Annotated in this window: 23 protein-coding genes; 11 read left to right on the forward strand and 12 right to left on the reverse strand. The window is 45.4% G+C overall.

Going from position 1 to position 25,945, the window contains the following annotated elements:
• Positions 1 to 151 precede the first annotated feature (151 nt).
• Complete coding sequence (locus tag ZX61_RS20535; RefSeq protein ID WP_235431368.1) at positions 152 to 931, forward strand: AraC family transcriptional regulator; 780 nt, start codon at positions 152 to 154, stop codon at positions 929 to 931.
• Here ZX61_RS20535 and ZX61_RS20540 read toward each other — a convergent pair.
• The 3 genes from ZX61_RS20540 to ZX61_RS20550 all read right to left on the reverse strand — a co-directional run bounded on the left by ZX61_RS20540 (position 882) and on the right by ZX61_RS20550 (position 3,381).
• Complete coding sequence (locus ZX61_RS20540; protein ID WP_049846454.1) at positions 882 to 1,790, reverse strand: DMT family transporter; 909 nt, start codon at positions 1,788 to 1,790, stop codon at positions 882 to 884. The two genes, ZX61_RS20535 and ZX61_RS20540, sit on opposite strands and share 50 nt — an antisense overlap.
• A 186-nt stretch (positions 1,791 to 1,976) precedes the next feature.
• A complete protein-coding gene (locus tag ZX61_RS20545; RefSeq protein WP_049846455.1) occupies positions 1,977 to 2,315 on the reverse strand; it encodes a DUF5329 family protein in 339 nt (112 codons plus the stop codon).
• 49 nt (positions 2,316 to 2,364) lie between these two features.
• Complete coding sequence (locus ZX61_RS20550) at positions 2,365 to 3,381, reverse strand: MBL fold metallo-hydrolase (RefSeq protein WP_049846456.1); 1,017 nt, start codon at positions 3,379 to 3,381, stop codon at positions 2,365 to 2,367.
• A 149-nt stretch (positions 3,382 to 3,530) separates the two neighbouring features.
• Between ZX61_RS20550 and ZX61_RS20555 the strand changes: the two genes are divergently transcribed.
• Positions 3,531 to 4,142: a TetR/AcrR family transcriptional regulator gene (locus tag ZX61_RS20555; protein ID WP_049846457.1), complete on the forward strand. Its 612-nt coding sequence runs from the start codon at positions 3,531 to 3,533 to the stop codon at positions 4,140 to 4,142.
• A 68-nt stretch (positions 4,143 to 4,210) separates the two neighbouring features.
• Here ZX61_RS20555 and ZX61_RS20560 read toward each other — a convergent pair whose 3' ends face one another.
• The 4 genes from ZX61_RS20560 to ebgR all read right to left on the reverse strand — a co-directional run bounded on the left by ZX61_RS20560 (position 4,211) and on the right by ebgR (position 10,668).
• Positions 4,211 to 5,638, reverse strand: coding sequence for an amino acid permease (locus tag ZX61_RS20560; protein ID WP_049846458.1), 1,428 nt, complete (start codon positions 5,636 to 5,638; stop codon positions 4,211 to 4,213).
• A 195-nt stretch (positions 5,639 to 5,833) separates the two neighbouring features.
• Positions 5,834 to 6,286, reverse strand: coding sequence for a beta-galactosidase subunit beta (locus ZX61_RS20565; protein WP_049846459.1), 453 nt, complete (start codon positions 6,284 to 6,286; stop codon positions 5,834 to 5,836).
• A 3-nt stretch (positions 6,287 to 6,289) separates the two neighbouring features.
• Positions 6,290 to 9,379 carry a beta-galactosidase subunit alpha gene (gene ebgA / locus ZX61_RS20570; RefSeq protein ID WP_049846460.1) on the reverse strand — a complete coding sequence of 1,030 codons (3,090 nt, stop codon included), beginning with the start codon at positions 9,377 to 9,379 and terminating at the stop codon, positions 6,290 to 6,292.
• 302 nt (positions 9,380 to 9,681) lie between these two features.
• Positions 9,682 to 10,668: a transcriptional regulator EbgR gene (ebgR, locus tag ZX61_RS20575; protein ID WP_049846461.1), complete on the reverse strand. Its 987-nt coding sequence runs from the start codon at positions 10,666 to 10,668 to the stop codon at positions 9,682 to 9,684.
• 351 nt (positions 10,669 to 11,019) lie between these two features.
• Between ebgR and galE the strand changes: the two genes are divergently transcribed.
• The 4 genes from galE (at position 11,020) to galM (ending at position 15,543) form a co-directional block, all read left to right on the forward strand.
• A complete protein-coding gene (gene galE / locus ZX61_RS20580; protein WP_049846462.1) occupies positions 11,020 to 12,039 on the forward strand; it encodes a UDP-glucose 4-epimerase GalE in 1,020 nt (339 codons plus the stop codon).
• A gap of 64 nt (positions 12,040 to 12,103) precedes the next feature.
• Positions 12,104 to 13,156, forward strand: a complete 1,053-nt coding sequence (locus tag ZX61_RS20585) for a UDP-glucose--hexose-1-phosphate uridylyltransferase (RefSeq protein WP_049846463.1) — start codon at positions 12,104 to 12,106, stop codon at positions 13,154 to 13,156.
• 165 nt (positions 13,157 to 13,321) lie between these two features.
• Positions 13,322 to 14,476, forward strand: coding sequence for a galactokinase (gene galK, locus ZX61_RS20590; RefSeq protein WP_049846464.1), 1,155 nt, complete (start codon positions 13,322 to 13,324; stop codon positions 14,474 to 14,476).
• Positions 14,477 to 14,484: 8 nt separating this feature from the next.
• Complete coding sequence (galM, locus tag ZX61_RS20595; protein ID WP_049846989.1) at positions 14,485 to 15,543, forward strand: galactose-1-epimerase; 1,059 nt, start codon at positions 14,485 to 14,487, stop codon at positions 15,541 to 15,543.
• A 45-nt stretch (positions 15,544 to 15,588) separates the two neighbouring features.
• Here the strand turns inward: galM and ZX61_RS20600 are convergent, their stop codons facing one another.
• Positions 15,589 to 15,933 (reverse strand): ribosome recycling factor family protein, encoded by a 345-nt coding sequence (locus ZX61_RS20600; protein WP_049846465.1) that lies wholly within the window; start codon positions 15,931 to 15,933, stop codon positions 15,589 to 15,591.
• Between the two features lie 228 nt (positions 15,934 to 16,161).
• Here ZX61_RS20600 and ahpC point away from each other — a divergent pair, with 228 nt between their 5' ends.
• Both ahpC and ahpF read left to right on the forward strand, forming a co-directional pair.
• On the forward strand, positions 16,162 to 16,719 hold the full coding sequence (gene ahpC, locus ZX61_RS20605; RefSeq protein WP_004747884.1) for an alkyl hydroperoxide reductase subunit C: 558 nt from the start codon (positions 16,162 to 16,164) through the stop codon (positions 16,717 to 16,719).
• Between the two features lie 271 nt (positions 16,720 to 16,990).
• Entirely contained in the window at positions 16,991 to 18,583 is a 1,593-nt protein-coding gene (gene ahpF, locus ZX61_RS20610) for an alkyl hydroperoxide reductase subunit F (RefSeq protein WP_049846466.1), read from the forward strand.
• A gap of 101 nt (positions 18,584 to 18,684) precedes the next feature.
• On the opposite strand, the gene ZX61_RS20615 is transcribed toward ahpF, so the two are convergent.
• Positions 18,685 to 19,575: a LysR family transcriptional regulator gene (locus tag ZX61_RS20615; RefSeq protein ID WP_049846467.1), complete on the reverse strand. Its 891-nt coding sequence runs from the start codon at positions 19,573 to 19,575 to the stop codon at positions 18,685 to 18,687.
• 205 nt (positions 19,576 to 19,780) lie between these two features.
• On the opposite strand from ZX61_RS20615, the gene ZX61_RS20620 reads away from it, so the two are divergent.
• Positions 19,781 to 20,662, forward strand: coding sequence for an aldo/keto reductase (locus tag ZX61_RS20620; protein ID WP_082173547.1), 882 nt, complete (start codon positions 19,781 to 19,783; stop codon positions 20,660 to 20,662).
• 64 nt (positions 20,663 to 20,726) lie between these two features.
• Here the strand turns inward: ZX61_RS20620 and ZX61_RS20625 are convergent, their stop codons facing one another.
• A complete protein-coding gene (locus ZX61_RS20625) occupies positions 20,727 to 21,728 on the reverse strand; it encodes a substrate-binding domain-containing protein (RefSeq protein ID WP_049846469.1) in 1,002 nt (333 codons plus the stop codon).
• Between the two features lie 178 nt (positions 21,729 to 21,906).
• Here ZX61_RS20625 and ZX61_RS20630 point away from each other — a divergent pair, with 178 nt between their 5' ends.
• Positions 21,907 to 22,239: a tRNA-binding protein gene (locus ZX61_RS20630; RefSeq protein WP_049846470.1), complete on the forward strand. Its 333-nt coding sequence runs from the start codon at positions 21,907 to 21,909 to the stop codon at positions 22,237 to 22,239.
• Between the two features lie 28 nt (positions 22,240 to 22,267).
• Here the strand turns inward: ZX61_RS20630 and ZX61_RS20635 are convergent, their stop codons facing one another.
• Positions 22,268 to 22,828: a gamma-glutamylcyclotransferase family protein gene (locus ZX61_RS20635; protein ID WP_049846471.1), complete on the reverse strand. Its 561-nt coding sequence runs from the start codon at positions 22,826 to 22,828 to the stop codon at positions 22,268 to 22,270.
• 242 nt (positions 22,829 to 23,070) lie between these two features.
• Here ZX61_RS20635 and ZX61_RS20640 point away from each other — a divergent pair, with 242 nt between their 5' ends.
• Positions 23,071 to 24,255: an NnrS family protein gene (locus ZX61_RS20640; RefSeq protein WP_049846472.1), complete on the forward strand. Its 1,185-nt coding sequence runs from the start codon at positions 23,071 to 23,073 to the stop codon at positions 24,253 to 24,255.
• A gap of 62 nt (positions 24,256 to 24,317) precedes the next feature.
• On the opposite strand, the gene glpD is transcribed toward ZX61_RS20640, so the two are convergent.
• The gene (gene glpD / locus ZX61_RS20645; RefSeq protein WP_049846990.1) at positions 24,318 to 25,871 is read right to left on the reverse strand and encodes a glycerol-3-phosphate dehydrogenase; all 1,554 of its coding nucleotides are present in this window, start codon (positions 25,869 to 25,871) and stop codon (positions 24,318 to 24,320) included.
• Between the last annotated feature and the right edge of the window lie 74 nt (positions 25,872 to 25,945).

Consider the following 25,945-nt stretch of genomic DNA (forward strand, 5'->3'; position numbering starts at 1 on the left):
ATGATCTTTAGTTAATGTGTGATGTGTGTTTAGTAAAATTTTACTTATTGAGTTTTTTTTAGATTTGAACGAGATTAGTGAGATACTTTGACAGGGAACAACTAGTCTTCGAACTGTTAGTTAGTGTTGAGTTATACAGAGAACATAAATAATGGTAAAAGTAAGCGAGGTTATATTGAGTGGCAAAATAACAGTTCGAGCATATAGCCGCTCCTCTAATGGGCATAGTCATAGCCATCATCAGGTTTTGCTACCTTTGCGTGGCTTTATCGATTTGACCTTAGATGGACAGGCGGCAACTGTCTCTTATGGCGATTGTGTGGTGATTCTGTCTGGTTGCTACCATGAGTTTCGAGCACGAGAAGACTTTCGTTTTCTGGTGATTGATGTCAATGAGTTGCCTACACCATTGCTAGAGCTAGAGCTAGAGCTAGAGCTAGAGCTAGAGCTAGAGCTAGAGCTAGAGCATCCGATTCTGGCACTGGATGAAGCAACACATCAGTATCTCAGTTTTATTGAAAAACAGCTTGAGCAAGATATTTCAGGAGAACTGGAAGAGAACATGTTGTCTCTGCTGTTTGAACTATTAGCCCGCCAGTGCTCCAGTAGCAAAATGGATATGAGGATCAAAAACAGTATCCAGTACCTTCATCAAGACATCGCTAAGAGTCATTCTATTGAAGAGCTTGCTAAAGTTGCCTGCTTAAGTGCGACTCAGTTTAAGTACCTATTTAACAAAGAAGTACAGCTCTCCCCACTTAAGTATTTAACTAAGCTACGTATGGAAAAAGCGCGTACCTTGTTAATCAACACCGATATGCCGATTGGCCGGATTGCTGAGGAAGTGGGCTTTAGTAACCCATCTTCCTTTACGCGTAGCTTTAGTGGTTATTTTGGCTTGCCACCGAAAGCTTATCGCGTCCACGAGTAAGTCTCGGCTGACGACGATATAAAACAATGCAAATGGCGACGATAGCCATACCAAGCATAGTCAAAGGTGTTAACGTCGTACCGAACAACAGATGATCAAACAGATAGGTTAGCATGGGGATTGCGTAAAATAGTATGCTGACTTTATCAGAGCTGTCCCGTTTTACCATGTACATCAGCAGTAAGAGTGCCCCGACGGAAACCACCAAACTCATCCACAAGACTGAGAATACAAACTCTGGCTGCCAATCAATATAACCTTCAGTGCTCACGCTAAGAGCGAAAAACACAATGCTCGATAAAACACATTGATACCACATAGCTTGAAATGAATTCATTGTCACACAAGCTTGCTTGACGGTTCCCATTGTGAGGGAGAGGAGTGCCAAAACCGAAAACAGTATCCCTATCCATTCAACGTTGTCGAGGCTTTGCGCACCAGCAATGGCAATAGAGAGCCCAGTGAAACCAAAACTCAGTAAGACTAATTTAGTACGACTGACTTTTTGCTTGCAGAGCAATGGTGTAATTAAAGGCTGGATGCCTAAAACTAAAGTCACTAAGCCAGGAGACATACCTGTAGCGATCGCTAGAATATAGAATGCTAGGTATAGCACTTGTAGCAGTAAGCCGACCGACAAGACGATTTTTAATTCTTCTTTGCTCGGCTTAAGAAATTGAGTATTGAAAAGATACTTGGCGATTAAACATATCATGCTGATACTCGCCAAAGAAATCACCGCACGTATTGCTAGAAAACTCCATTCAGAAGAGAACTGCAATCCAAGTTTTACAATAACCGCACCACTGCTCCACATCACCAGAAATAGGATCGGAGCGAGGGAATCTAACTTTATCATCAGATTTAACCTTATTAATTCAACTGTAGAGAATGATGCGGTGGCCACCTACATGGGTACTTACTATAGCTTGGCTAAATCGTAACAACTGATCCCATCGGACGGTTTTCTGTTCGTGGAAGGCGAAGTTGGTGAAAGGAAGGAAAAGAAAAAGCACCTCACGGGAGCTTAGGGTGTCTATGACATTTATTGAGTGGTGTCACTTTGGGTGAGTTGAAGTAACCACTGCTGACTTGTGATTTGTTGTGTTCCACATTCGACCATATAAGGTTTACCAGTGAACCAACTTTTGGATGCGACTTCGCTAATGAAGGTCTCGATATCTTCGACCTCATCTTGGGCATAATCCCACTTACTTTTAATATGCTCAGCGGCTTCAGTCGGGGTATAGGCCTTTCCGTTTCGATAAAAAGTACAGGATGATTGCTCAATCTTGCTGATTAAACTGTCTACATCATTTTGAATGCTGGCAGCTGCAGAAGTAGCCAACATCGCTAACACTATGACGAGATACAACCGTTTCATCACTTCCCCTTAATCCGTATTTGGCCTCGATCACTTACCCTGTTCGTCCTTATAGGTTCCACCAAGGTTTGAGTTTTAGTGGCTCGTTGAGTTCAACACGTTGTCCAAACTCAGGACTGACCATGGTGACACCGCGCTTTTCACTAATCTCCATCGCTTGCTGCATTGGTTCGTTCCAATCATGCATAGCGAGATCAAAGGTGCCGTTGTGAATTGGCATCATCACCTTACCTTTAAGATCAATGTGCGCCTGAACACTCTGCTCAGGGAACATATGGATGTCCGCCCATAAGCTATTGTAAGCTCCAGTTTCTATCATGGTGAAATCAAATGGCCCATATTTATCACCAATTTCTTTAAATCCTGAGAAGTAGCCAGAGTCACCACTAAAGAAGACTTTATTCTGCTGACCGTTAATCACCCAGCTTCCCCATAGAGTGCCGTCGCGATCAGTTAGTCCGCGTCCAGAGAAGTGTTGGGTTGGAGTCAGCACATATTCCACGCCATTGTGCACATGGGACTCCCACCAGTTAAGCTCAACTATCTTCTCTTCAGGAACATTCCACTCTCTCAAGGTTTGTCCTATCTTTAACGGCACAATAAACACGGCCACTTTCTCTTTCAGCGCTTTGATCGATGCTTTATCCAAGTGATCGTAGTGGTCATGACTGATCAGTACTGCATTAATACTTGGTAGCTTTTGTAGCGAAATAGGTGGTTGATGGAAACGCTTTGGCCCTGCCCATTGTACTGGTGATGCACGGTCACTAAACACCGGATCAGTCAGGATTAACTGCTGATCAATCTTCAGCGCAATACTCGAATGCCCTAGGCGGTATAGAACATCTTGCTGTTCATTAGCGAGTTGCTCTGTGGTAATCGCATGTACGGGTAAATCAAAGCTTGGCGCTGGATTCAAACGTTCGGTTGTGAAATAGGCTTTCGCGATCTTTAGGATGTCACCAAAGCCGCTTTTGTATTCAAGCTCGGTGTTGGCAAACTTCTCAGGATATTGCTTACCCGAAGCTTTATCTGAACTAGAACAAGAGATGATTGAGGTGGTCATAATTATCGCTCCTACAGTAGCTAACATTGTGCGTTTCATAGTGACTATCCTAAAGTAAACTATACGGTGTAGTTTACATGCTTTGCTTTTAAAGTAAACTGCTTGGTGTAAAATAGATCTCAGCGCAATGAAGTAGGATCGTTAACTCTATGAAAGTTAGAAAGAAAGGTCGTAGCGAAATAAAACGTGAGGCTATTTTGCTAGCGGCGAAACAAGCTTTTCAGGAATTTGGTGTGCAAAATACCAGTATGGATAAGCTATCTGCCATGGCTGAGGTCTCTAAGCGAACGGTTTATAACCATTTCGAATCCAAAGAAGCGATCGTAATGGAACTACTGGCTGAACTGTGGCGAACTTCAATGGCAGAGCATGAAATCACAGGGCTTGTTGAACTGACTTTAGAACAGCAGCTTGTTGCTTTGCTAGAAAGCGAAATCAATGTTGTGACTGAACCGCACTATGTTGAGCTGGCTAAAGTGGCATTGAGTTATTTCTTCCACAAGCCCGATGAGCTGAAAGAGCAACAAGAGAAGATGTCTAAACAAGAGACGGCATTGTTTCGTTGGTTGCAAGAGCAGGCAGAGCAGCAGACGCTTGCGATTGATGATGTCGTTGTCGCGAGCACGCAATTGCACAGCTTGGTTAAAGGTAGTGCTTTCTGGCCGCAGGTACTTAGTATGAAGCCATCGCTGACCAAGCAAGAGGCGAGGGTTCTGGCAGAGCAAACTGCTAAGCTGTTTATGAGTCAGTATTGCGCTTAAGTTCGTTTAAAAAGCCCATACCAATATGGTATGGGCTTTTACATTGTTAGTGATTTTACAACTAATCGTTATGGTTGTTTGGCGGTCTGTAACTTGATGTTGTTGTTTGCCTGTTTTTTCTCAAAGCGAGAAATCCACCACCACGCAAGGCCAGAGAACACTGCGGTCATAAACACGTTGATGAAGAAGGCACGTACCAAGTCAACGCCGGTTGGGAAGGCAGATGCTGTCATACTTACCACAAAGATAGCGATCAGTACCGAGACCACACTCATGCCAAACTTGCGTGAACCCATACGGAAATCACGCGGCGTATCATCATGTTTGAGGCGGAAGACGAAGTAAGCCGCCATGATGAAGATTGGCGGAAGCATTGCTGTGCCCGCGGTTAAGTTGATTGCTTGGTTCATCATATCTTGAACTGATTCCGAGCCGAAGCCGTTGACAATCAACATCACCACAACGAAAGCAAATTGCCACCATGCAGCACGCACTGGCACGCCGTGTTCATTGAGTTCGGTTGTTTTCTCACCGTAAACCCCCTTGGGAATTTCAGAGAAGTGGATTTTCACAGGTGCTGCTGTCCACATCATCATAGAGCCGAACATTGCGATAAATAGAACGATACCAACAAATCGGCCGACAACTAAGGTTGATATCTCGAAGTATTGGGCCATGCCGGTAAAGATTTCGACCATACCGCCGGCGTAAGTCAGCTCTTCACGAGGAACAAAAACGTTAACCAGTAGTGAGCCAATAGCATACATGGCACCAATCAGAACACCTGCCATAATGATCACCTTGATAAAGGATTTTTGACCACCTTTGACATCTTTTAGGTAAGCGGCAGCGGTTTCCGCTCCACCAGCTGCTTGGAAGATCCAACACATAATACCTAGTGTCGCCCAATTGATGGTTGGGCTCATTGCTTCCATTGTAATAGGTTCCGCTGGCGTGTATTCGCTACCACCCAGAGCCATGAGTGCGCCCAATACATAGATAGCAAATAGCGCGAACACTCCGTAAGCGACGATCTCCGAAATTTTACCGAGCCAACTTGCCCCTTTGGTGGAAATATGGGTGGCCGCTGCAAATAGGACGATCGAGATAATCGAGGTCACCATAGGTGAGAAAGTGTACTCGTAGCCAAGCATCGCGTACGAAGCATAAGCGATGACGTTAGGCAGTAGGGATACGAACCAGAATAGGTTTACAAACCAGTACAAGAAAGAGCCTAAGTATGCCGCTTTGGAGCCTAATGGTTTTTTCAGCCAGTCGTACATGCCTGATTCTGAGTTCTTATTCGCTGAAACGAATTCAGCAATAATGAATACGAAAGGGATGAAGTAAACGATGGTTGCAAGTAAGAAAATAGGCGCTGAACTTAAGCCTAATTCAATATTGTTATTTACGATGTTACGGACGTTAAATACCGCCGCAAAGGTCATCGATAGCAGGGCGAACTTGCCAATGGTGCCGCGCATAGATTCAGACATAGAGTCCTCCGATGAATCACGTCAATTCCTTTGGTACTAAAAGTTACACTGCTATTGAGCGTTCTGTCATCCTGCGCGAATAGTATGTTATGCCGCGTTAGAGTCCAGCGCTATGATCGACTTTTGTGACTTTAGTACCTAAGGGTTTGTAGTCGTTATTGTCTGGGCCAGTTGTGTTGACCCTGTATATTGTGTTTATTTATTTAGGAAATAGCCGTCTTCGATGGTGACCTTTAGTACCACCTTACGAACTCGGTTATCTCCCTGAAAACGGTAAGCTTTGTTGTTGTCGAAAATGGTGACTTGGCCTTCTGTGAGCTCGCGTTTATCACCTTGGCCAGAGAAGTATTCTCGATCGGTTTCATCGCGGTACCTATCGACCAAGTTAAGCTGAGATTTCTCAGCGAACTCTACGGTTTCTGTCCCTTCTAGGTAGTAGTGAACGTCGAAGTAGCGGCGGTTGCCTTCAAAGGTGTCTGTATGATGAGGAACACCATCTTCAATCATGTAAACCAGCGAGTCGCCAATTGAGTACATGACACCGCTCTTGATATTGGATATGTTCTCAATCGCTTCGATACATCGGTTCCACTTACGACCATCGCGGTAAATCTCTTTGAATTGTTCTAAGTTCTCTAACACGATCATGGGTTATGCCTCATTTGCTGTAGTTGAAGTAAAGAAACCTTGTTCAAAGCGGTGTTGTGCCATTACTTGAGCGCTGCAGTCACCAGCTTGTAGTGGTACTAAGGTCAGCCCGTAGCGGAATTCGTCCATGTAGACGCGGTATGAATCAAGCACTTCGCTACCCCAAGAGTTAGAACCTAGACCCATCAACTTGTGGTCTAGGTTGAGCGTGATGTAGCCACTCTTTTCTAGCTCAATCGTATGCTGCGCTTGGTGCAGGTTTTGGTTGGTGTAGAACCAAGCGCTGAAGTTGATTTCTTGCTGAGGTTTAACCAATAAACCTGTGCCATTGCGATTGGTTAGTGCGGCCCAGCGAACCTGTTGGCGGTTACCGTTGTTTTGTGGGAACGGGTAGTTCTCAAACATGTCAGCAACTGTGCTTTGGTAAACATCAATCATGTTGGCTTGCTTGCTGTCTTGGTAGTTCTCTTCAGGGCCGCGGCCATAGTATTTCACTTGGTCGAAGTCACCATTGATGCCAAGGTCTAAACCAATCACTGGAATGACATGAGGGTAGTCACCGTAACGCTCACCGCTCAGTTCAACATTCAGTTGGCCTTCGGTATTGACTTGGTAGCGGTATTCACAGCGCATGCCGAAATCAAACACTGGTGGAGCAATAATGCTGGTGGTCGTGATTTCTACTTTGCCGTTCACTTGCTCAACATTTAGTGTGCGGAAGTGCTCTTGCATGATTTGCAGATGTGCTGGCTCCCACAGACCTTCATGTTCTTGCTTGTGGTTGTCGATCATTGGTTTGAAGAAGTTCAGCTTAGGCTGGGACTTGATCAGCTCTTCGCCATTGACAATCCAAGAGGTTAGCTTGCCGTTTACCTTCGAGAAGTTAAGCGCGAAGTTGTTACCTGAGATTAGGTAATCGAGGCGACTCTCTTCTACGTTAAGTGGCGTAGCGTTATGGTTGCTAAATGCAGCTTCAGTCGCTGTGTTCTCTTTTAGTTGGTATTGGTACAGTGCAATGTTGTGGTTCGCTGCGCTGTAAAGCGTGCAAGAATCTTTGCGTACTGTGAAGTTGATGAAAACTTCACGCTCATCAAGCTCAGGAATTGCGATTTCAATCTCACGCTCTGAGTTAGCAGCAAGCTCTTCCACTTTGAACTGAACTGTGCGGAGTGTTTCACCTTCTGCGCGAATGTCAGCGGTGATGGTGTAATCATTGAGGTTGGTAAACCAAAGTTTGTTCTCAACGATGAACTTACCTGCTTGCTCATCAATCGCGCGGATTTTCACCGGTGCGATGACCTGCTTGTACTCTTTCAAGCCTGGGCCCGGTGTTTGATCTGGGTAGACCAGACCATCCATACAGAAGTTGTAGTTGTTTGGATAATCGCCGTAGTCACCACCGTATTTGTAGAAGCTTTCGCCTTTCTCATCGCGAGCAAGAATGCCATGGTCACACCATTCCCAAACGTAGTGACCTTGAATATGGTCATGCTGGTAGAACACGTTCTGGTATTCGGTTAAACCACCTGGACCATTACCCATAGCGTGGGCGTATTCACAGATGATGCGCGGCTTTTCATGCGGGAATTCACCGAAGTAGTTCATCAGCTGAGCTCGTGAGTACATAGTTGAAATCACATCCACCACTTCGGCGTCACGGTCTTCTTCGTAGTGCACTAGGCGCGTATCGTCGATCGCTTTAGTTGCCTCGTACATAGAGCGAATATTACAGCCATAGCCAGACTCGTTACCCAGAGACCACATGATGATAGACGGGTGGTTTTTTTGCGCATGAACGTGACGCTCGGCGCGCTCGACGAAGACGGCTTCCCACGCTGCATCGTTAGTAATACGGCTTAGATCGCCAACGTTAGCAAAGCCATGGGTCTCAACATCGGTTTCTGCCATGACGAATAGACCATAAATGTCACACAGTTCGTAGAAGCGAGGATCATTAGGGTAGTGCGCAGTACGTACTGAGTTGATGTTGTGTTGCTTCATCAACACGATATCTTTTTCAACGCGATCCATGCCGACAGCGCGACCTTTTAGATGATCGTTATCGTGGCGGTTTACCCCGTGTAGCATCACATATTGGTTGTTGATGTAGAACAGGCCGTCGCGAACTTTAATGTCGCGGAAGCCAATACGCTGCGGGATCACTTCAAGGGTTTTACCTAGGTTGTCTTTTAACGTTACAACCAGTTGGTAAAGGTAGGGGTTTTCGGCAGTCCAGTGAGTAGGGCTGTCCATTTCAATCTTAAAGTGAGTCTGCGCTTTGTCGTCGATAGTCAGGTTGCTACATGAGCCTTGTGCAACAACCTGACCTTTATCTATTAGGGCGTAATCAAGGGAATAACCTGAAGCTTGTAGAGTGGTCAAGTTTTCAAGCTCTACTTGGCAAGAAAGGGTCGCGGCAAGGTAATCGTCGCCGAAATCAGTGCGAACTGTCAGGTCTTGGACGTGAACTTGCTCTTTACCAACTAGGTAAACATCGCGGAAGATACCCGCAGTCCACCACATGTCTTGGTCTTCAATATAGGTAGAGTCAGCCCACTGCATCACACGAACCGCAAGAAGGTTATCACCTTGCAGCACAAACTCAGAAATATCAAATTCTGTGGTTAGGCGGCTGCCTTTACTAAACCCGACGTATGCGCCGTTTACATACACTTCAAAGTAAGTTTCGACACCGTCAAACTTGATGATGGTTTGCTTGTTGTTCCAGTTTTCACCCAGAGTAAAAGTACGCTGGTAAGCACCAGTCGGGTTGTCTGATGGGACGAAAGGGACGTCAATTGGGAATGGGAAACCTTCGTCGGTGTATTGAAGATCACCGTGGCCTTCCATTTGCCACATATTAGGGACGGCAATTTGACCCCACTGTTCCATTTTTTGCGAGTAAAACTCTTCAGGAACCAACATTGGGTTAGTGAAGAAATTGAAGTTCCATTGGCCGCTCAACAGCATAAAGTGGCTACTTAGCTCACGTTGGAATGTTTGGGCAGTCTTAACTGAGTCGTATGAGAAGAAGTAAGCACGTGGTGCCATACGATTCTCATGTAGATGAAGGAAGTTTTCCCAGTTGTTCACGTTTATTCTCCCTCGGCTAAAACGATCGAATGATCATGCCGACGTTGTAATGAAATAATTGCTCACTGAGCATCTAGGAAAGATATTAGTAAAAGTTTTACTAAAATAAATTAATGAAAACGTTTTACTTTAACTTGATCACGATTTATTGACTGAATTATCTGAAAGCTGTGATCTGATTAAAAGAGTGATTATTAAGCAGTGAAAGTGAGGGAACTAAGGTAAATAGTAGAGTGATTAGAGCGAAAAAGAATAAAAAAGCGCTGAAAATCAGCGCCTTAATCATTGTGTAGGAGAGTTAATTAATGCTTTGTCGTATCTCGTAACTTGAGTTTACTTGGGACATAAACTTGTAAGGGTAGGGCGCGGCCGTCACGAGCTTTTTCGAGCAGCAAGTTCACCCCTTGAATGCCCATCATTTCAGAGTGAATTCGAACCGTAGAAAGAGAAGGAAAAGTAAATTTAGCGGTTGGAATATCGTTAACGCTGATAAGTGAAATGTCTTGCGGAATATTAAGACCATGCTCATGAATCGCGCGCAGCACCCCGATAGTAATCGAATCAGAAGCAATAAATAGTGCGTTAGGATAATTCGGCTTAGCGAGCAATTCTTTGGCTAAATCATACCCTGAAGAACTAGTGAAATCGCCGCGATAGATATCATCTAACGACACCACTCCTTTTAACTGGCCATATTCAGCAAACGCTACTTCACGGATATCGGCACTATTTGGTTCATCTTGACCACCGATAAAGCCGATACGTTGATAACCCTGTTCAATAAAGAAGTCGGTGATCTCTTTACTAATTCTTACCAAATCGATGTCGACGGAATCATACTCGGAGTCTGAGTCACTAAAGTCGACGTAACAGATATTTTCCGTGAGTTTCTTTACTTCAGATAAAACCTCAGGGTGGCTACGACCAACCAAAAGAACACCTGTAATTTTACTGCCTTCTAATGAAACTTCATTGTTATAACAATTAGTAAGCTCAATGCCTAGTTTGTCACATTGGGTCTCAATGCCGTGGCGAATCGACAAATAATAAGGGTCATTCACTTCTGCTTCTTGCTTGTAGTTGTAGACAGCAAGAAAGTGGTGATTGTGCTTTTTCCCCAGTCCAGCACGTTTTGAGCTACTGGTTTTGTATTCTAACTTTTCTGCAATTTCCAGAATGCGGTGCTTGGTTTCTTCTTTCACGCTGAGTGTCGGATCATCGTTTAAGACTCGCGAAACCGTCGCTAAAGAAACGCCTGCCTCAGTTGCAATATCTTTTAGTGTTGCCATTTGTTCTTACATCCCTTTTTGAGCGGGCAATCTAACTATTGGTCTCTATTGTAAACAAACACACTGATGAAGTACTAATTTTTAGTAAAAATTGTTGTCAGCTTTGCCCTGAGTGTAAAGCAGCAGAGATGGTTAGCTAGAAAACCAATAAAAACAGGGATTAGAAGGGATTTTAAGCCCAGAGCTAAAATCATTTTCTGCCTAATATCTTCCCTCCTCTAATGAGTGATTTTGTGGAAACGTTTACACAATGCGAATTTGATCACGGATCTGTATGCGGTTTGATTGGTAGACTTTTTCCAACATCAAGCATTGAGTATTTAGTGCTCAAGATTATCTGGAGAGCAAACAGTGAAAGTTCTAGTCACAGGTGGGATGGGATACATCGGCAGTCATACCTGCGTTCAAATGATTGAAGCAGGGATAGAGCCAATTATCGTAGACAATCTAGCTAACTCAAAACAACAAGTGTTGAGCCGCGTTGAAGGATTAACGGGTAAAAAGCCAAAGTTTCACATGGGCGATATCCGAGACGAGGCGTTTCTAGACTCTGTGTTTGCACAGCATGACATCGACGCCGTTATTCATTTTGCTGGACTTAAAGCGGTCGGTGAATCGGTGGCAAAACCTCTTGAGTACTACGATAACAATGTTAACGGCACCTTAGTCTTAGCGCGTTGTATGCGTAAAGCTGGTGTGAAAAGCATTGTGTTTAGCTCTTCGGCAACCGTGTATGGCGACCCGCAAACTGTGCCAATTACTGAAGACTCTCCAACAGGGGCCACAACCAACCCCTATGGCCGCAGCAAATATATGGTCGAGCAGTGTTTGAGTGATCTCTTTAATGCAGAGAAGGATTGGAGCATCACGCTACTACGCTATTTCAATCCGGTGGGGGCTCATCCATCAGGCACCATGGGTGAAGACCCGCAAGGTATTCCAAACAATTTAATGCCTTTCATTGCTCAAGTTGCAGTGGGACGACGCGAATCTTTAGCGGTATTTGGGGATGACTACCCAACACCAGATGGCACTGGAGTCCGTGACTATATTCATGTGATGGACTTGGCCGATGGTCATATTGCAGCGCTAAAATCTGTTGGCGATAAAGCGGGCTTACATGTTTACAACCTAGGTACGGGTAAAGGCTCTAGTGTGCTTGAGATGGTAAATGCATTTGCTGCAGCTTGTGGTGCGCCTATTCCTTACGAGATCTGTCCGCGTCGCCTAGGTGATATTGCTGAATGTTGGGCGAGTACAGATAAAGTGCAGCGAGATTTAGCTTGGAAAGCCACTCGCAGTGTCGATGAAATGACGGCTGATACATGGCGCTGGCAATCAGAAAACCCTAACGGCTATTCCCCCGAGTAACAATGTTGCACTCCAATTTCATTGGCGAATGCACAAAGGTATTTTTAAAAGTTGAGTAAGTAATATGTCGAGTATTGAGTTTAACCCAGTTGATCATCCACACCGCCGCTATAACCCGCTGACAGGGCAGTGGATTTTAGTTTCACCGCATCGCGCCAAGCGTCCATGGAGTGGGGCGGATGAAACCCCAGCTACAGCTGATTTGCCAAGCTATGACGGTAAGTGTTTTTTATGCCCAACTAACGAGCGTATTTCTGGTGATGTAAATCCTGATTACCAAGGCACTTATGTATTTAACAATGATTTTGCCGCGTTGATGACTGACTCGCCAGAGGCGCCCGAATCAGAAAATCCATTGTTTAAAACTCAGGGTGTAACAGGGTTGAGCCGGGTTATCTGTTTCTCCCCAGATCACAGCAAAACTTTACCTGAGCTTGCCGTTGAAAAAATTCGTGGCGTGATCGATACCTGGAATGAACAAATTGAAGAACTAGGTAAAGACTATGTTTGGGTGCAAGCTTTTGAGAACAAGGGCGAAGTCATGGGCTGCTCTCAGCCGCATCCGCATGGTCAGATTTGGGCGAATAGTTTTCTACCCAATGAAATTGAGCGCAAAGAGCAAAATCTAAAAGCTTACTATCAAGAAAAGGGCACCAATTTACTGGTCGATTATGTTCAAGCTGAATTGAACTATGGTGAGCGTATTGTGGTGGAGACCGAACATTGGGTAGCGCTAGTCCCTTACTGGGCGGCTTGGCCATATGAGACCATGCTACTGCCGAAAACGCATATTCGCCGAATGAGTGAGCTGACAGAAACGCAGCGTGATGATTTGGCTGTGGCAATCAAAAAACTCACCAGTCGTTATGACAACTTATTCCAATGCTCTTTCCCTTACTCAATGGGTTGGCACTACGCACCTTTCTTTGAACAGGGTACGGATATTGAACATTGGCAACTACACGCACTCTTCTATCCGCCACTGCTACGCAGCGCAACGGTTCGTAAGTTTATGGTGGGATATGAAATGCTGGCAGAAAGTCAGCGTGATTTAACCGCAGAGCAAGCCGCGCAGCGTCTACGTGATTTGAGCGATATTCACTACAAAGAACAGTAGCCTCTGTCATTTTGCCGATAGTGAATAGATAAAAATTTGAGATTCCTGACATCTCGTCCCTCGATTCTGGAATGACAAACTCAATCATTAGCGAAGTAGTCATTCTCGAGAGTGAGGGACGAACGAGTTGGGAATCTAACTAAATATTGAAGCTGAGAATTTACTATGTCTGATCTAATCCAAAACGTAAAAACTTCTTTTCAACAAGCGCTGGGCTATGCACCAAGCCACATTATCCAAGCACCGGGGCGCGTTAATTTGATCGGTGAGCATACCGACTACAATGATGGTTTTGTTCTACCCTGTGCCATTGACTACCAAACTGTCGTTGCAGCAGCTAAGCGTGACGACAATATTGTTCGAGTTGTGTCGGTTGATTATGGCAATGAGCTTGATCAGTTTGATATCAGCCAAGAGATTACCTTTCAGCAAGACAAAATGTGGCCTAACTACATTCGTGGTGTGGTGAAGTGTCTCATAGAGCGCGGCTACGAGTTTAGTGGCGCGGATATTTCTGTCAGTGGTAACGTTCCTCAAGGCGCAGGGCTTAGCTCATCAGCAGCGCTTGAAGTGGTGATTGGTCAGACATTTAAGGTGCTTTACAACCTAGAAATCTCCCAGGCTGAGATTGCTCTTAATGGTCAGCAAGCTGAGAACGAATTTGTCGGATGTAATTGCGGCATTATGGATCAGATGATTTCTGCTGAAGGTAAAGAGAATCACGCAATGCTGCTTGATTGTCGCAGCCTAGAAACACATGCGGTTTCAATGCCTGAAAATATGTCAGTGGTGATTATCAACTCGAACAAAAAGCGTGGATTGGTCGATAGTGAATACAACACTCGCCGTAAGCAATGTGAAGAAGCGGCTCGCATCTTTGGTGTAAAAGCGTTGCGTGATGTCACTATTGAGCAGTTCAATGCTAAGGCGTCTGCATTAGATGAGTTAGTAGCAAAGCGTGCGCGCCATGTGATCAGCGAAAACGACAGAACGGTTGAAGCGGCTGAGGCGTTGCGTAATCACGATATGAAGCGTATTGGAGAGTTGATGGCCCAATCCCATGCCTCTATGCGTGACGACTTTGAAATCACAGTCAAAGAGATCGACACCTTAGTTGAGATCGTTAAACAAGTGATCGGTGAGCAAGGTGGCGTTCGGATGACAGGAGGCGGTTTTGGTGGTTGTATTGTTGCGGTTATGCCACCTGAACTTGTCGAGCCAGTAAAAGCGGCGGTTGCAGCACAATATCAAGCTGCGACTGGACTGAATGAGTCTATCTACGTGTGCCAAGCTAAAAATGGCGCGGGTGTGGTGGAGTAACTTAAATGATGGCTCATCCTCTTTTTGAGAGTATGACTAAGCAGTCTGCCTATGATGGGCAGCCTGCTCAGTTAATCGAATTGACCAATGCTAGAGGGGTTAGCATTGTGTTGATGGACATCGGAGCTACGTGGCTCAGTTGTCGTTTACCTTTGGCGTGCGGGGAGCAGCGTGAAGTCTTGCTTGGTGTAGGGGCTATGGCTGACTTTGAGTGCCAACAAAGTTACATGGGGGTAACGGTTGGTCGCTATGCAAACCGCATTGCCAATGGTCTTTTTGATCTCGAAGGTCAGCAAGTTCAGTTGGTGACGAATCAAGCGGGCAATTGCTTACATGGTGGTGTCACTGGCTTTGATAAGTTGCGCTGGGACATTGTCGAGCAAACCGCTCAAAGGGTGGCTTTTAGTCTCCAATCTCCAGATGGTGACCAAGGTTTCCCCGGTAATCTAAGTGTCTCTGTCACTTATCAGCTCGATGACGAAGGAAGCGTCTCGATTGAATATCTTGCTCACACCGACAAAGCAACGCCAGTCAATCTGACGAATCATGCCTACTTTAATCTCAATGGAGCGGGCAGCGAGTTAGACGCGCGCCATCATACTTTGAATGTTTGTTCTGATTACTATTTGCCAACCAGCGATGTAGGGATTCCACTCGGTGAGCTGGAAAGTGTGAGTGGCACCGGATTCGACTTTCGCGTGGCAAAAAGCATTACGCAAGACTTGTTGCAAGATGAGCAACAGCAAGCGGCGAAAGGCTATGATCACAGCTATTGGTTTGAGCCAAACCGAGACCGAACATTACCCGTTGCCAGCCTAGTTAGTGAAGACAGCTTGGTGACTATGCGAGTGTTAACCGATAAGCCCGCAATGCAGCTTTATACTGGCAATTGGTTAGCGGGAACCCCTGCGCGCGATGGGGAAGAATATGCAGACTACGCAGGCGTAGCATTGGAAACCCAATTTTTACCTGATTCGCCTAACCACCCAGAATGGCAGCAACCAAGTTGTATTCTCTACCCAGAACAGGAATACAGGTATAAAACCACCTATCAATTTGCTTTCTAATTTAGCTTCGAACAGACCCTAGTAACGCCAGTCTGACAACTGGCGTTAAAACCCTTCAAATTCGTCAATCGCGGCTCTTGCTTCAGAGAGAGAACACCCCGACTGAGTAACGAGCTGATTGATTGTGATATTTGGTGACTCAGCAATGATGGCTGACAGATCAACAACGGGAGTGGGCAAAGCTTTATCGATCGCTTTCACAATCCACAATGTATCTTCCGTAACCAAGTATTGTTTGAGTTCTCTTAACGCTTGTTCCTCTCCGCTAAGCAGCCAATGCCGAGAACGTCGGATACGCTTTACTTGGCAGCCATTAGCAACAATCGCGCTGATGACCTGCGCTTTATCGTTAACGCGGTGAACAAAACTGTTTAACGGAACGGAAATCATGGTGAGTCAATAAAGGGGTTAATAGATGCCACTTTATCGCAACACACCTCAATTCGCCACGCTCTCTACTTCCATGTGGAGTTGATAGATTTTCTCTATCTCGATTGATAGCGATTCCCTATCAGAGCAATAGAAACGTTCAAATTTACCTATCAATCTGGTCAGGGCAATATAACTCCATCGACGCAAGGCAGCGTTCAAACACTAGATTAGAAAGAGAGTAAAATCATGATCAACACACAAATCAAACCATTCTCAGCAACAGCATTTAAAAACGGCGAGTTCGTAGATATCACAGAGCAAGACGTGAAAGGCAAATGGGCAGTATTCTTCTTCTACCCAGCTGATTTTACTTTCGTATGTCCAACTGAGCTTGTAGACCTACAAGAGAAGTACGCTGAACTTCAATCACGTGGTGTAGAAGTTTACTCAGTATCAACGGATACTCACTTCTCACACAAAGCGTGGCACGATACTTCTGACAAGATCGGTACTATCGAATATTTCATGGTAGGTGACCAAACTGGCACTATCACTAACAACTTCAACGTGATGCGTGAAGGTCAAGGTCTTGCTGACCGAGCTACTTTCCTAATCGACCCAGAAGGTACTATCCAAGCAATGGAAATCACTGCTGAAGGTATCGGTCGTGACGCAGAAGACTTACTACGTAAAGTTAAAGCAGCACAGTACGTTGCAGCAAACCCAGGTGAAGTTTGCCCAGCGAAATGGAAAGAAGGTGAAGAGACTCTAGCGCCATCTCTAGACCTAGTAGGTAAAATCTAACCTCATTACCAGGTTTGTACAGGTATGCCTTGCTCTGCTCCTATTGAGCTTGGCATACCGCCTTTAATGACAAAGCCACACCCGAATAGGGTGTGGCTTTTTGCGTTTGATTTTTTGCAGAAAAGAATTCTGATGGCGTGGAGTTTTCGATAGGTTTTGCCTACCAAACTAATAGAAACGTTCAAATTTACCTATCTACGACGTCAGGGCAATATAGCTTCATCAGCGCAGTAGAGCGCATCTGAATCACAAATGAATAGTAGGTAATATCATGTTAGACCAAGCGATGAAGCAGCAGCTTAAAGCATACCTAGAAAACTTAAAAACAAACGTTCAGCTTGTATTGAGCCTTGATGAAAGCGAAACAGCAAGCAAGCTCCAAGCTCTGGCGAATGATATCGCTTCACTGACAGACAAAATCCAAGTAACGCGTGACGACAACGCAAGCTTACGCAAACCAATTATGCAGGTTGTGAACCAAACACAAGGGACAGCGATTGGTTTTGCAGGCTTGCCAATGGGTCACGAGTTTACTTCATTGGTTCTCGCTCTTCTTCACAGCGGCGGCCACCCAATCAAGCTAGAAGCGGAAGTGATTGAGCAGATCAAGCAGCTAGACCAAGCACTAAACGTGGAAATCTTTATTTCACTATCATGTCAAAACTGTCCTGAAGTGGTTCAGGCGTTCAACATGATGTCTGCGATTAACCCACTAACCAAAACAACCATGATTGATGGTGCTGCATTCCAAGATGAAGTGAAATCACGCGATATCATGGCGGTGCCAAGTGTCTTCATCAACGGTGAGCTGTTTGGTCAAGGCCGTATGTCACTGGCTGAAATTCTCAACAAAGTTGATTCTGGCGCAGCTGAGAAAAAAGCAGCCAGCCTAAATGAACAAGCGCCATTTGATGTTTTGGTTGTTGGCGGTGGTCCTGCTGGTTCTTCAGCGGCAATCTACGCAGCACGTAAAGGCATTCGCACAGGTGTTCTCGCTGAGCGTTTCGGTGGTCAGGTGATGGATACGATGGCGATTGAGAACTTTATCTCAGTCAAAGCGACAACCGGTCCTAAGTTAGTTGCGAGTCTAGAAGAGCACGTTAAAGAATACGGCGTGGAAGTAATAACTGAGCAACGCGCTGCCAACATTATCGATGCAGAGCAGACCGAAGATGGTTACATCCACGTTGAGCTTGAAAGCGGCGCAGTACTAAAAGCTCGCACAGTGATTACCAGTACAGGTGCACGCTGGCGTGAAATGAATGTTCCAGGTGAGCAAGAGTACCGCAACAAAGGGGTTGCTTACTGCCCACACTGTGATGGCCCACTATTTAAAGGCAAGAAAACAGCAGTAATCGGTGGCGGTAACTCAGGGATTGAAGCGGCGATTGATCTAGCAGGTATCGTTGAACATGTTACTGTTCTGGAGTTTGCAGACACCTTACGCGCTGACCAAGTTCTGATCGATAAAGCCAATGCGACAGCTAATATTGAAATCATCAAGATGGCGCAAACCACACAAGTGTTAGGCGACGGCAACCGTGTCACGGGCTTGGAATACCAAGATCGCAACACAGGTGAGATTAAGAGCATCGAACTGGCTGGTATCTTTGTTCAAATTGGTCTAATGCCAAACAGCGAGTGGTTGAAAGGTACTAAGGTTGAGCTCTCACCACGTGGTGAAATAGAGATTGATGCACATGGTGCAACCACGATGAGCGGTGTCTTTGCTGCAGGTGACGTAACCACAGTGCCGTACAAGCAAATCATCATCGCCATGGGTGAGGGGGCAAAAGCAAGCTTAGGCGCGTTCGATTACCTAATTCGCACACCAGCTCCAGCACAGGTTGCTGAAACAGTGTAGAGCATTTATCCCTGTCCATATTCATTTGCAAACATTTTGTCGGTAATTTCGACGCCACTTCCAAGCGATTGGAAGTGGCTTTTTTTGTTTGTATGTAGCGACTACTTATCTTCAAACCACTTTTGGGTGAAATCGATAAAAGCGGTAAGCTTGCTGCTGCTGCGCAGTTGCGGTGGGTAGATGAGATAAATATTGCTTCTTGCGATAAAGTAGTTCGGCAGTAGCTGTACTAATTGTCCGCTGTCTAAAGAAGGCTGCACCAAGTAGCTTGGCATTTTTATAACCCCCTTGCCTTGTTGCGCGGCAGTCAGAAGCAGTAAGTTGTCGTTTATCAGCATATCGCCATTCGTTTCGACCTCAATGCTCTTGGTACTATCGACAAACTGCCAGCGACGTAAGTTGGGATCGGATAAACAGTTGTGATTGACTAGCTCGTCTGGGTGACTGGGTAGGCCATGTTTTTCAAGATACTGTGGCGATGCACAGCAGATGTGTTGATAGGGAATAAGCTTTTTCGCCACCATATTATCTGGTGGATTGTTGGTGGCTCTAATTGCCAAGTCGAGATGACTTTTGGTTAGATCTTCGCGGTTATAACCAACATCAAGATCAAACTCGATTTCTGGGTATTGCTGCTGAAATTGATGACAGATATCGATCAAGAAACGATGGCTAAAAATGGTGGGCGCAGTAATTCGAAGTAGGCCACTGACATCGCATTTGGTGTGGTCGAGCTCTTTTTCTAACTCGACGATCGATGTATTAATAAACTGCATCTTAGCGAGAATTTTTTCTCCCGCCGCAGTCAGGCGCACATTACGCGTTGAACGAATCAGTAGACTTGTATCTAATTCTTGCTCTAGCTGATTGATTTGTGAAGAAAGGTAGCTGCGTGAAATGCCTAAATTTTCCGCGGCCTTAGAAAAGCTGAGTTGCTTTGCGACTTCACTAAATAACGCATATCGTTCAAAGCGTTTGTGCATCTTTTGCATATCTGACTCGCCTTCGTTGTTGAATCTATCGTCAATTATATCGTCCTATATAGAATATTAAACTTTGCTTATTGTGCTGTATATCGAATTATCTTTTCTTGTTAGCTAGTTTAATCCCTAGCTTTCATACCAGTATACTGGGCATAGAACAGATTAAACTCACGGCAATATTGCAATGGTGAGGTCTATGTATCAGGGGATAGAGATGAACAAGACACATCCGGTGTTTTCACCAATGATCCAAGGTTACTGGCGTATGGCTGAGTGGGGAATGAACACCCAACAGCAGTTGTCATTTGTTAAGCAGCACCTAGAGCTAGGCATTACGACGGTAGACCATGCGCCTGTTTACGGCCCAGACTCTGCGTGTGAGCGTATGTTTGGAGAAGTGTTAGCGCTAGATAGCGGTTTGCGCGACCAAATTGAGATTGTTTCAAAATGCGGAATTTATCGCGGTGAAGATCCTCAGGTTAATCACTACAACAGTGGTAAAGCCGCCATTGTTGAATCCGTTGATCAATCGTTAACTCGTTTGAATACCGATCATTTAGACGTGTTACTCCTACATCGCCCTGACTTACTCATGGATGCAGATGAAGCGGCTGAATCGTTCGCTCAGTTAAAAGCTGCGGGGAAAGTAAAGCATTTTGGTGTGTCTAACTTCACGCCTGCTCAGTTTGCTTTATTGCAATCAAGAGTTGAACAGCCTTTGATCACTAACCAAGTCGAGATCAATCCAGTGAATTTGCAAGTGACGGAAGATGGCACGCTTGAGCAACTTCAGCAGCATCGCGTGCAGCCAATGGCTTGGTCTTGTCTCGCGGGCGGGCGTATCTTCGGCGAAGAGAGCGAACAGATGTGCCGTTTACGTCATACCTTGGCAGAAGTGGCGCAAGAAGTCGGTGCAATCTCGATCGACCAAGTGATCTTTGCATGGGTATTGCGCTTACCGTCTAACCCAGTACCAATCTTGGGTAGTGGCAACATTGAGCGTGTCCACTCTGCGGTTGGCGCGCTTGAACTGTCATTGACCAATGAACAATGGTACCGAATTTGGGTTGCATCGAAAGGTCATGGTGTAGCTTAAAAACTTAAAGCAACAAAGGCGTTACTCAAAGTAACGCCTTTGTTTGTTCTAACTGGTGCCACGTTTAGGTGACTTTCTCAACTGAATTTCGGCGTACCAAGGTCGGAGTAAACATTAATGCTTCATCGTTGGAGCTTTGTTCTTTGGCTAAATTCAGCGCTAAACGAGCCGCTCGTTCTGCCATCATGGCGATTGGATAACGGATCGTTGTCAGGCGAGGGCTGACATAGCGAGCGATCAAGCCATCATCAAAACCAAGCATTGAGATTTGATCCGGAACCTTGATGCCGTTTTCGTCTAATACCGACAGCGCACCCGCGGCCATATAGTCGTTGTATGCCACAACGCCAGTGATGTCTAACGACTTAGTCAGCAGGTTGGTCATGGCAACTTCACCACCGTCATTGTTCGGCTCACCATATTCAATATAGCTTTGCGGAAGCTCGATATTATTATCTCGCAGGGCTTGCAAGTAACCATCAACACGCTGATCCGAGTCTTCAATACGATGTGCTGAAGCGACGCAAGCTATCTTAGTATGACCATGGCGGATAAGGTATTCCGTGGCGAGGTAGGCGCCTTTGCGGTTATCCAGTGCAATGCAGCGTTCGGCCATTTCTGGAATATGGCGATTGATAAAAACCAAGCCTTTGACTTCTTTGGCATAGCCTATCAACTCTTCATCTGACAAACCTTTTGAGTGAATGACCAGTGCGTCACAACGGTTGTTGATTAACAGTTCAATTGCGTTGCGCTCTTCATCAGGGCTATGGTAACCGTTACCGATCAGGATATGCTTGCCGTGTTCATGGGCAACATTGTCGACTGCTTTGACCATAGTACCGAAAAATGGGTCGGATACATCGCCCACTAGCACTCCAACTGTATTACTGCTTTGGCTTACCAACGCTTTCGCCGCGGCATTTGGGCGATAGCCAAGTTTCGCCATCGCCTGTGTCACTGAGGCAATAGAGGCTTTGCTCGCTTTTGGGGATTTGTTTATGACCCGAGAGACGGTAGCGATCGATACGCCCGCTTCTTTGGCGACATCTTTAATAGTTGCCATGTTTGACCTCGATAAATATTCCTAGAGTTATTTAACCCTTTGGATGTAAATAAGGCAAATTGTATAGCATTCAGTTTCTTGAAATGCGATCTTTACCACTTGCAATATAAGTGGTTGCTGATAGTGTAAACGTTATCTTTTAGTAAAACTTTACTTAATCAATATACTGAGGTTTATCATGGAAACGATTGCATACACAGACTTCGCCAAACTGGAAATGCGCACAGGAAAAATCATCGAAGTCGCTCGCCACGAAAACGCGGACAAGCTCTACATAGTGCAGATTGATATTGGAGAAAAGACGCTGCAAACCGTCACTAGCTTAGTGCCTTACTACACTGAACAAGAATTGATGGGCAAAGAAGTGGTGGTACTGTGTAACTTGGCGAAAGCTAAAATGCGTGGAGAAACATCTGAATGCATGCTGCTTTGCGCTGAGACGGATGATGAATCACAAAGTGTACTGTTAACCCCAGAGCGTTCTATGCCTGCTGGGGTTCGTATTGTATAGAGCTCTCTTTTCGGCTGAGGGTTTTTAGTTAGGTTCTTGCTTCAGCCACCAGAGCATCAATTGTGTTGTGGTGCTCTGGTTTTACTCCTGCTAAATTGCCATATTTGGGCTGATGGCGATCATTCTCCAATGGAAAGTGCCAGCCAAAGGTATGTTCAACAAACTGTTTGGCAAACTGCTCGGAAATTTCTAGGCAGCCTGCCAGTACAGTATCGACGTAAGTCTGCATTATTGGGCTCAATGAACAAGGTGGCTCTGGACTGTCTTTGATATAGACCCAAATTTGGTCACCTGTCGACAGCGATAGTTCTGCGTCTAGTTTATCCGTTGAGATTAAAATTCGGTGGTACCCACGCTCTCTAACATCAAACTCTTGTAGCCCAGTATCGCTGACCTCAAGCAAAACTCCATTCACTTGTCCTTGGCCTTTATCGACGACTAACGGTGACAGAATGTAGCTCTCATCAACTTTGCCCCAATAGCGCTTGAAGCCATGTATTGTGGCCGGAGTTGCGGTAGAGGTTTGGCCCGTCAACTGGCGTGATTCAGAGTTCATTAGACTGCCATAACCAAAGATATAGCTTGCCATTCTGTTCTCCTTCTTGATTGGCATGATCAGTAGAGTTCTAAACTAGCGACTTTTCGTGACAAAAGGAAGTGATACAAATTGTTTTATTGAGGTCATAATGACATGTGTTTATTGTGTCATTATGACTTTAAATTGAGTGATTAGAGCGCTGAAAGCAAGAGTCTATAACGCTTTAACAAACTGGAACACTTCTTGCGATAGTTAAACGAGTTAGAGATTTTAATTTGTTTAGGAGTCTTTCAGTGCTCAATATTACCGACAAAAAGGTTGAAGAAGCCATTCCGCCCGTTTTGCGTCTAGGGTTTCGACCTTTCTTTCTTCTTGGTTCTATTTATGCCGTTATTGCGATAGCGGTTTGGGTATGGATGTTTCAATCCGGCCAACCAACAACATTGAAAGTGCCTGCGTTGTGGTGGCACGTACATGAAATGGTATTTGGCTTTGCGATGGCGATTGTTGTCGGCTTTGTGTTAACTGCAGTGCAAAACTGGACGGGCATTAACGGCACTAAACATCACCGTTTAGCCATCTTGGTTGGGTTGTGGTTGGCGCCTCGTGTACTGTTATGGACGCCGACGCCGTTGTGGCTCATCTCTTCTATTGAAGCGCTTTTTTTAGCCATGGCGGCATTCGAAGTTGGCACCCGAGTGGTGAAAGCCAAAGGGTGGCGTAATCTGTTTTTTGTACCACTATTCATCCTTGCGATTGCGGCTAACTTTGCCAGTTATGCGACTGTGAAAGGCATGCCACCATTCTCCTCATCTGCGGTTTGGCAAGCCATGCTGTGGTGGTTCACTTTACTGCTATCTGTAATGGGAAGCCGAGTGATCCCATTTTTTACTGCTCGCCGGTTTAATTTCGAAAAACCTCAGCCTATCGTCTGGTTGGACTGGGTGGCTAATTTGCCTTTGGTGGGGCTGTTTATTCTTAGTTTCTTCCCGATGACTTTTGCTGAACTTGGCCGGCCATTGATGGTCATATCGGGCGTGGCGCATCTGATTCGTGTAATGAGGTGGCAGCCGTGGCGAACTCTCAGTGAGCCTCTAGTCTGGTCGCTGCACGCAACCTATTTATGTATCCCAGTGAGTTTGTTGCTACGTGGTTTACTAGACAACCCATTTGCCAGCCACAATATGCTGCACATGTTTGCTATTGGCGCCATTGGTGGTGTTATCTTAGCGATGATCGCACGTGTGACGATGGGTCACACCGGGCGCGCGATTTACCAGGGGCCAAACATGAGTATTGCTTTTGTGGCAATTGTCTTAGCTGCTTTGATTCGTAGTCTTGGTGTCGCTTTCTTCCCCCAGTACCTGATTGAATCGGTTAACATCAGCGCTGCATTGTGGATACTCGCATTTGCTATGTATGTTGGATTATTTGGCAAAATGCTGATTACACCTAGAGTCGATGGTCATCCCGGATGAGTTATTAGACAAAGAAAAAGGCTTGGCATGCGCCAAGCCTTTTCTAGGTAGGACAGTGGGGGTTAACCTACCTCAGAAAACTCAACGACAGTTTTAGGTTGTTTGCTCTTTAGGTAGTCACCTAGCACCTGCTGCTCTTGGTCATCCAGATACAAGCCCAGTTTGGTACGACGCCACAAAATGTCTTCCTCAGTTACCGACATTTCATGCTCAATCAAGTAATCAATCTCACGCTGATAAACGCCTTGTGCTGAGTCTGAGAACTTGAAGCCAAGATCATCGACACTTTTTACACCTTCGAGCAATTTCCAGCAATAAGTGCCAAACTGAGTGACATAGCGCAGTAACAATGCCTCAGAAATCCACGGATAATCTTTGCGTATGGATGCAGCAAGTTGCTCTCGTGAACAGCTAAAGTTCCCACCCGGTAACGCGTGGTGAGCAGTCCAAGCAGTTCCCATCTCTGGCAAATAAGGCTTAAGTTTAGTTAACGCTGCTTCACCAAGTTTACGGTATGTGGTGAGTTTGCCTCCAAATACAGACAGCAGTGGTGCTTGGTCATATTTAGCTTCAAGTTCAAGCGTGTAATCACGTGTGATGGCTTGTGGCGAATCGGATTCATCATCACATAAAGGACGCACACCACTGTATGTCCAAACTACGTCTTCACGTTTAAGCTGGTGGATGAAGTGCTGGTTAACGATGTCGATGAGGTAATCGACTTCTTCGTCGGAGATCGCAACTTCTCGAGGATCACCCTGGTACTCCACATCGGTAGTACCAATGATCGAGAACTTATCTAGGTAAGGGATCATAAATACAATGCGATTGTCTTGGTTTTGAAGGATATACGCTTGAGGCTCATTATGAATGCGTGGCACGACAATATGGGAACCTTTAATCAAGCGAATATTACGTGGAGAGTCCTGCTCTAAGCCATCGTCGAAGAATTGTTTAACCCAAGGGCCAGCAGCATTGACTAGGGCTTTCGCTTGACGTTCAAATACTTGGCCAGTGCTTTCATCACGGATAGTGACGTTCCATATCGCTCCCTCTCTGCGGGCACTTTCTACGCGGCAGTAATTACGTATTTCTGCATTGTTTTCTTGAGCCGCAAGTACATTAAGTAGCACCAATCGAGCATCATCTACCCAGCAGTCTGAGTATTCGAAGCCTTTTTTCATTTCAGGCTTGAGTATGCCCGACTTGGCTAAGTCGATCCCTTTACTCGCAGGTAGGGTAGTACGTTTGCCTAAATTGTCATAAAGGAACAAGCCGCAGCGGATCATCCACGCAGGGCGTAAAAATGGACGGTGTGGTAGGCGAAAGCGCATGGGTTGAGCGACATGGGGTGCTTTTTTCAGTATTACTTCACGTTCTGCGAGTGCTTCCGAAACTAAACGAAATTCATAGTGTTCAAGATAGCGTAAGCCGCCGTGAATAAGCTTAGAGCTTGCTGAAGACGTTGCTGAAGCAAAGTCGTTCGCTTCATAAAGACCAACGGATAAACCACGACCAGCAGCATCGGCAGCAATACCTGCGCCATTGATACCACCACCAATAATGATCAAATCTAAAATTTTGTGCGAAGTAGCCGCATTCGGGTTGTTACTCATGAATATGACCTCGTGTTTGAGCGAACGAGCATTTGTGAACATGATTCAATCCTAGCCTAGGTTTCGTTTGTGGT

The organism is Vibrio sp. VPAP30, assembly GCF_001188205.1.
In the GTDB taxonomy this organism is placed as follows: domain Bacteria; phylum Pseudomonadota; class Gammaproteobacteria; order Enterobacterales; family Vibrionaceae; genus Vibrio; species Vibrio bivalvicida.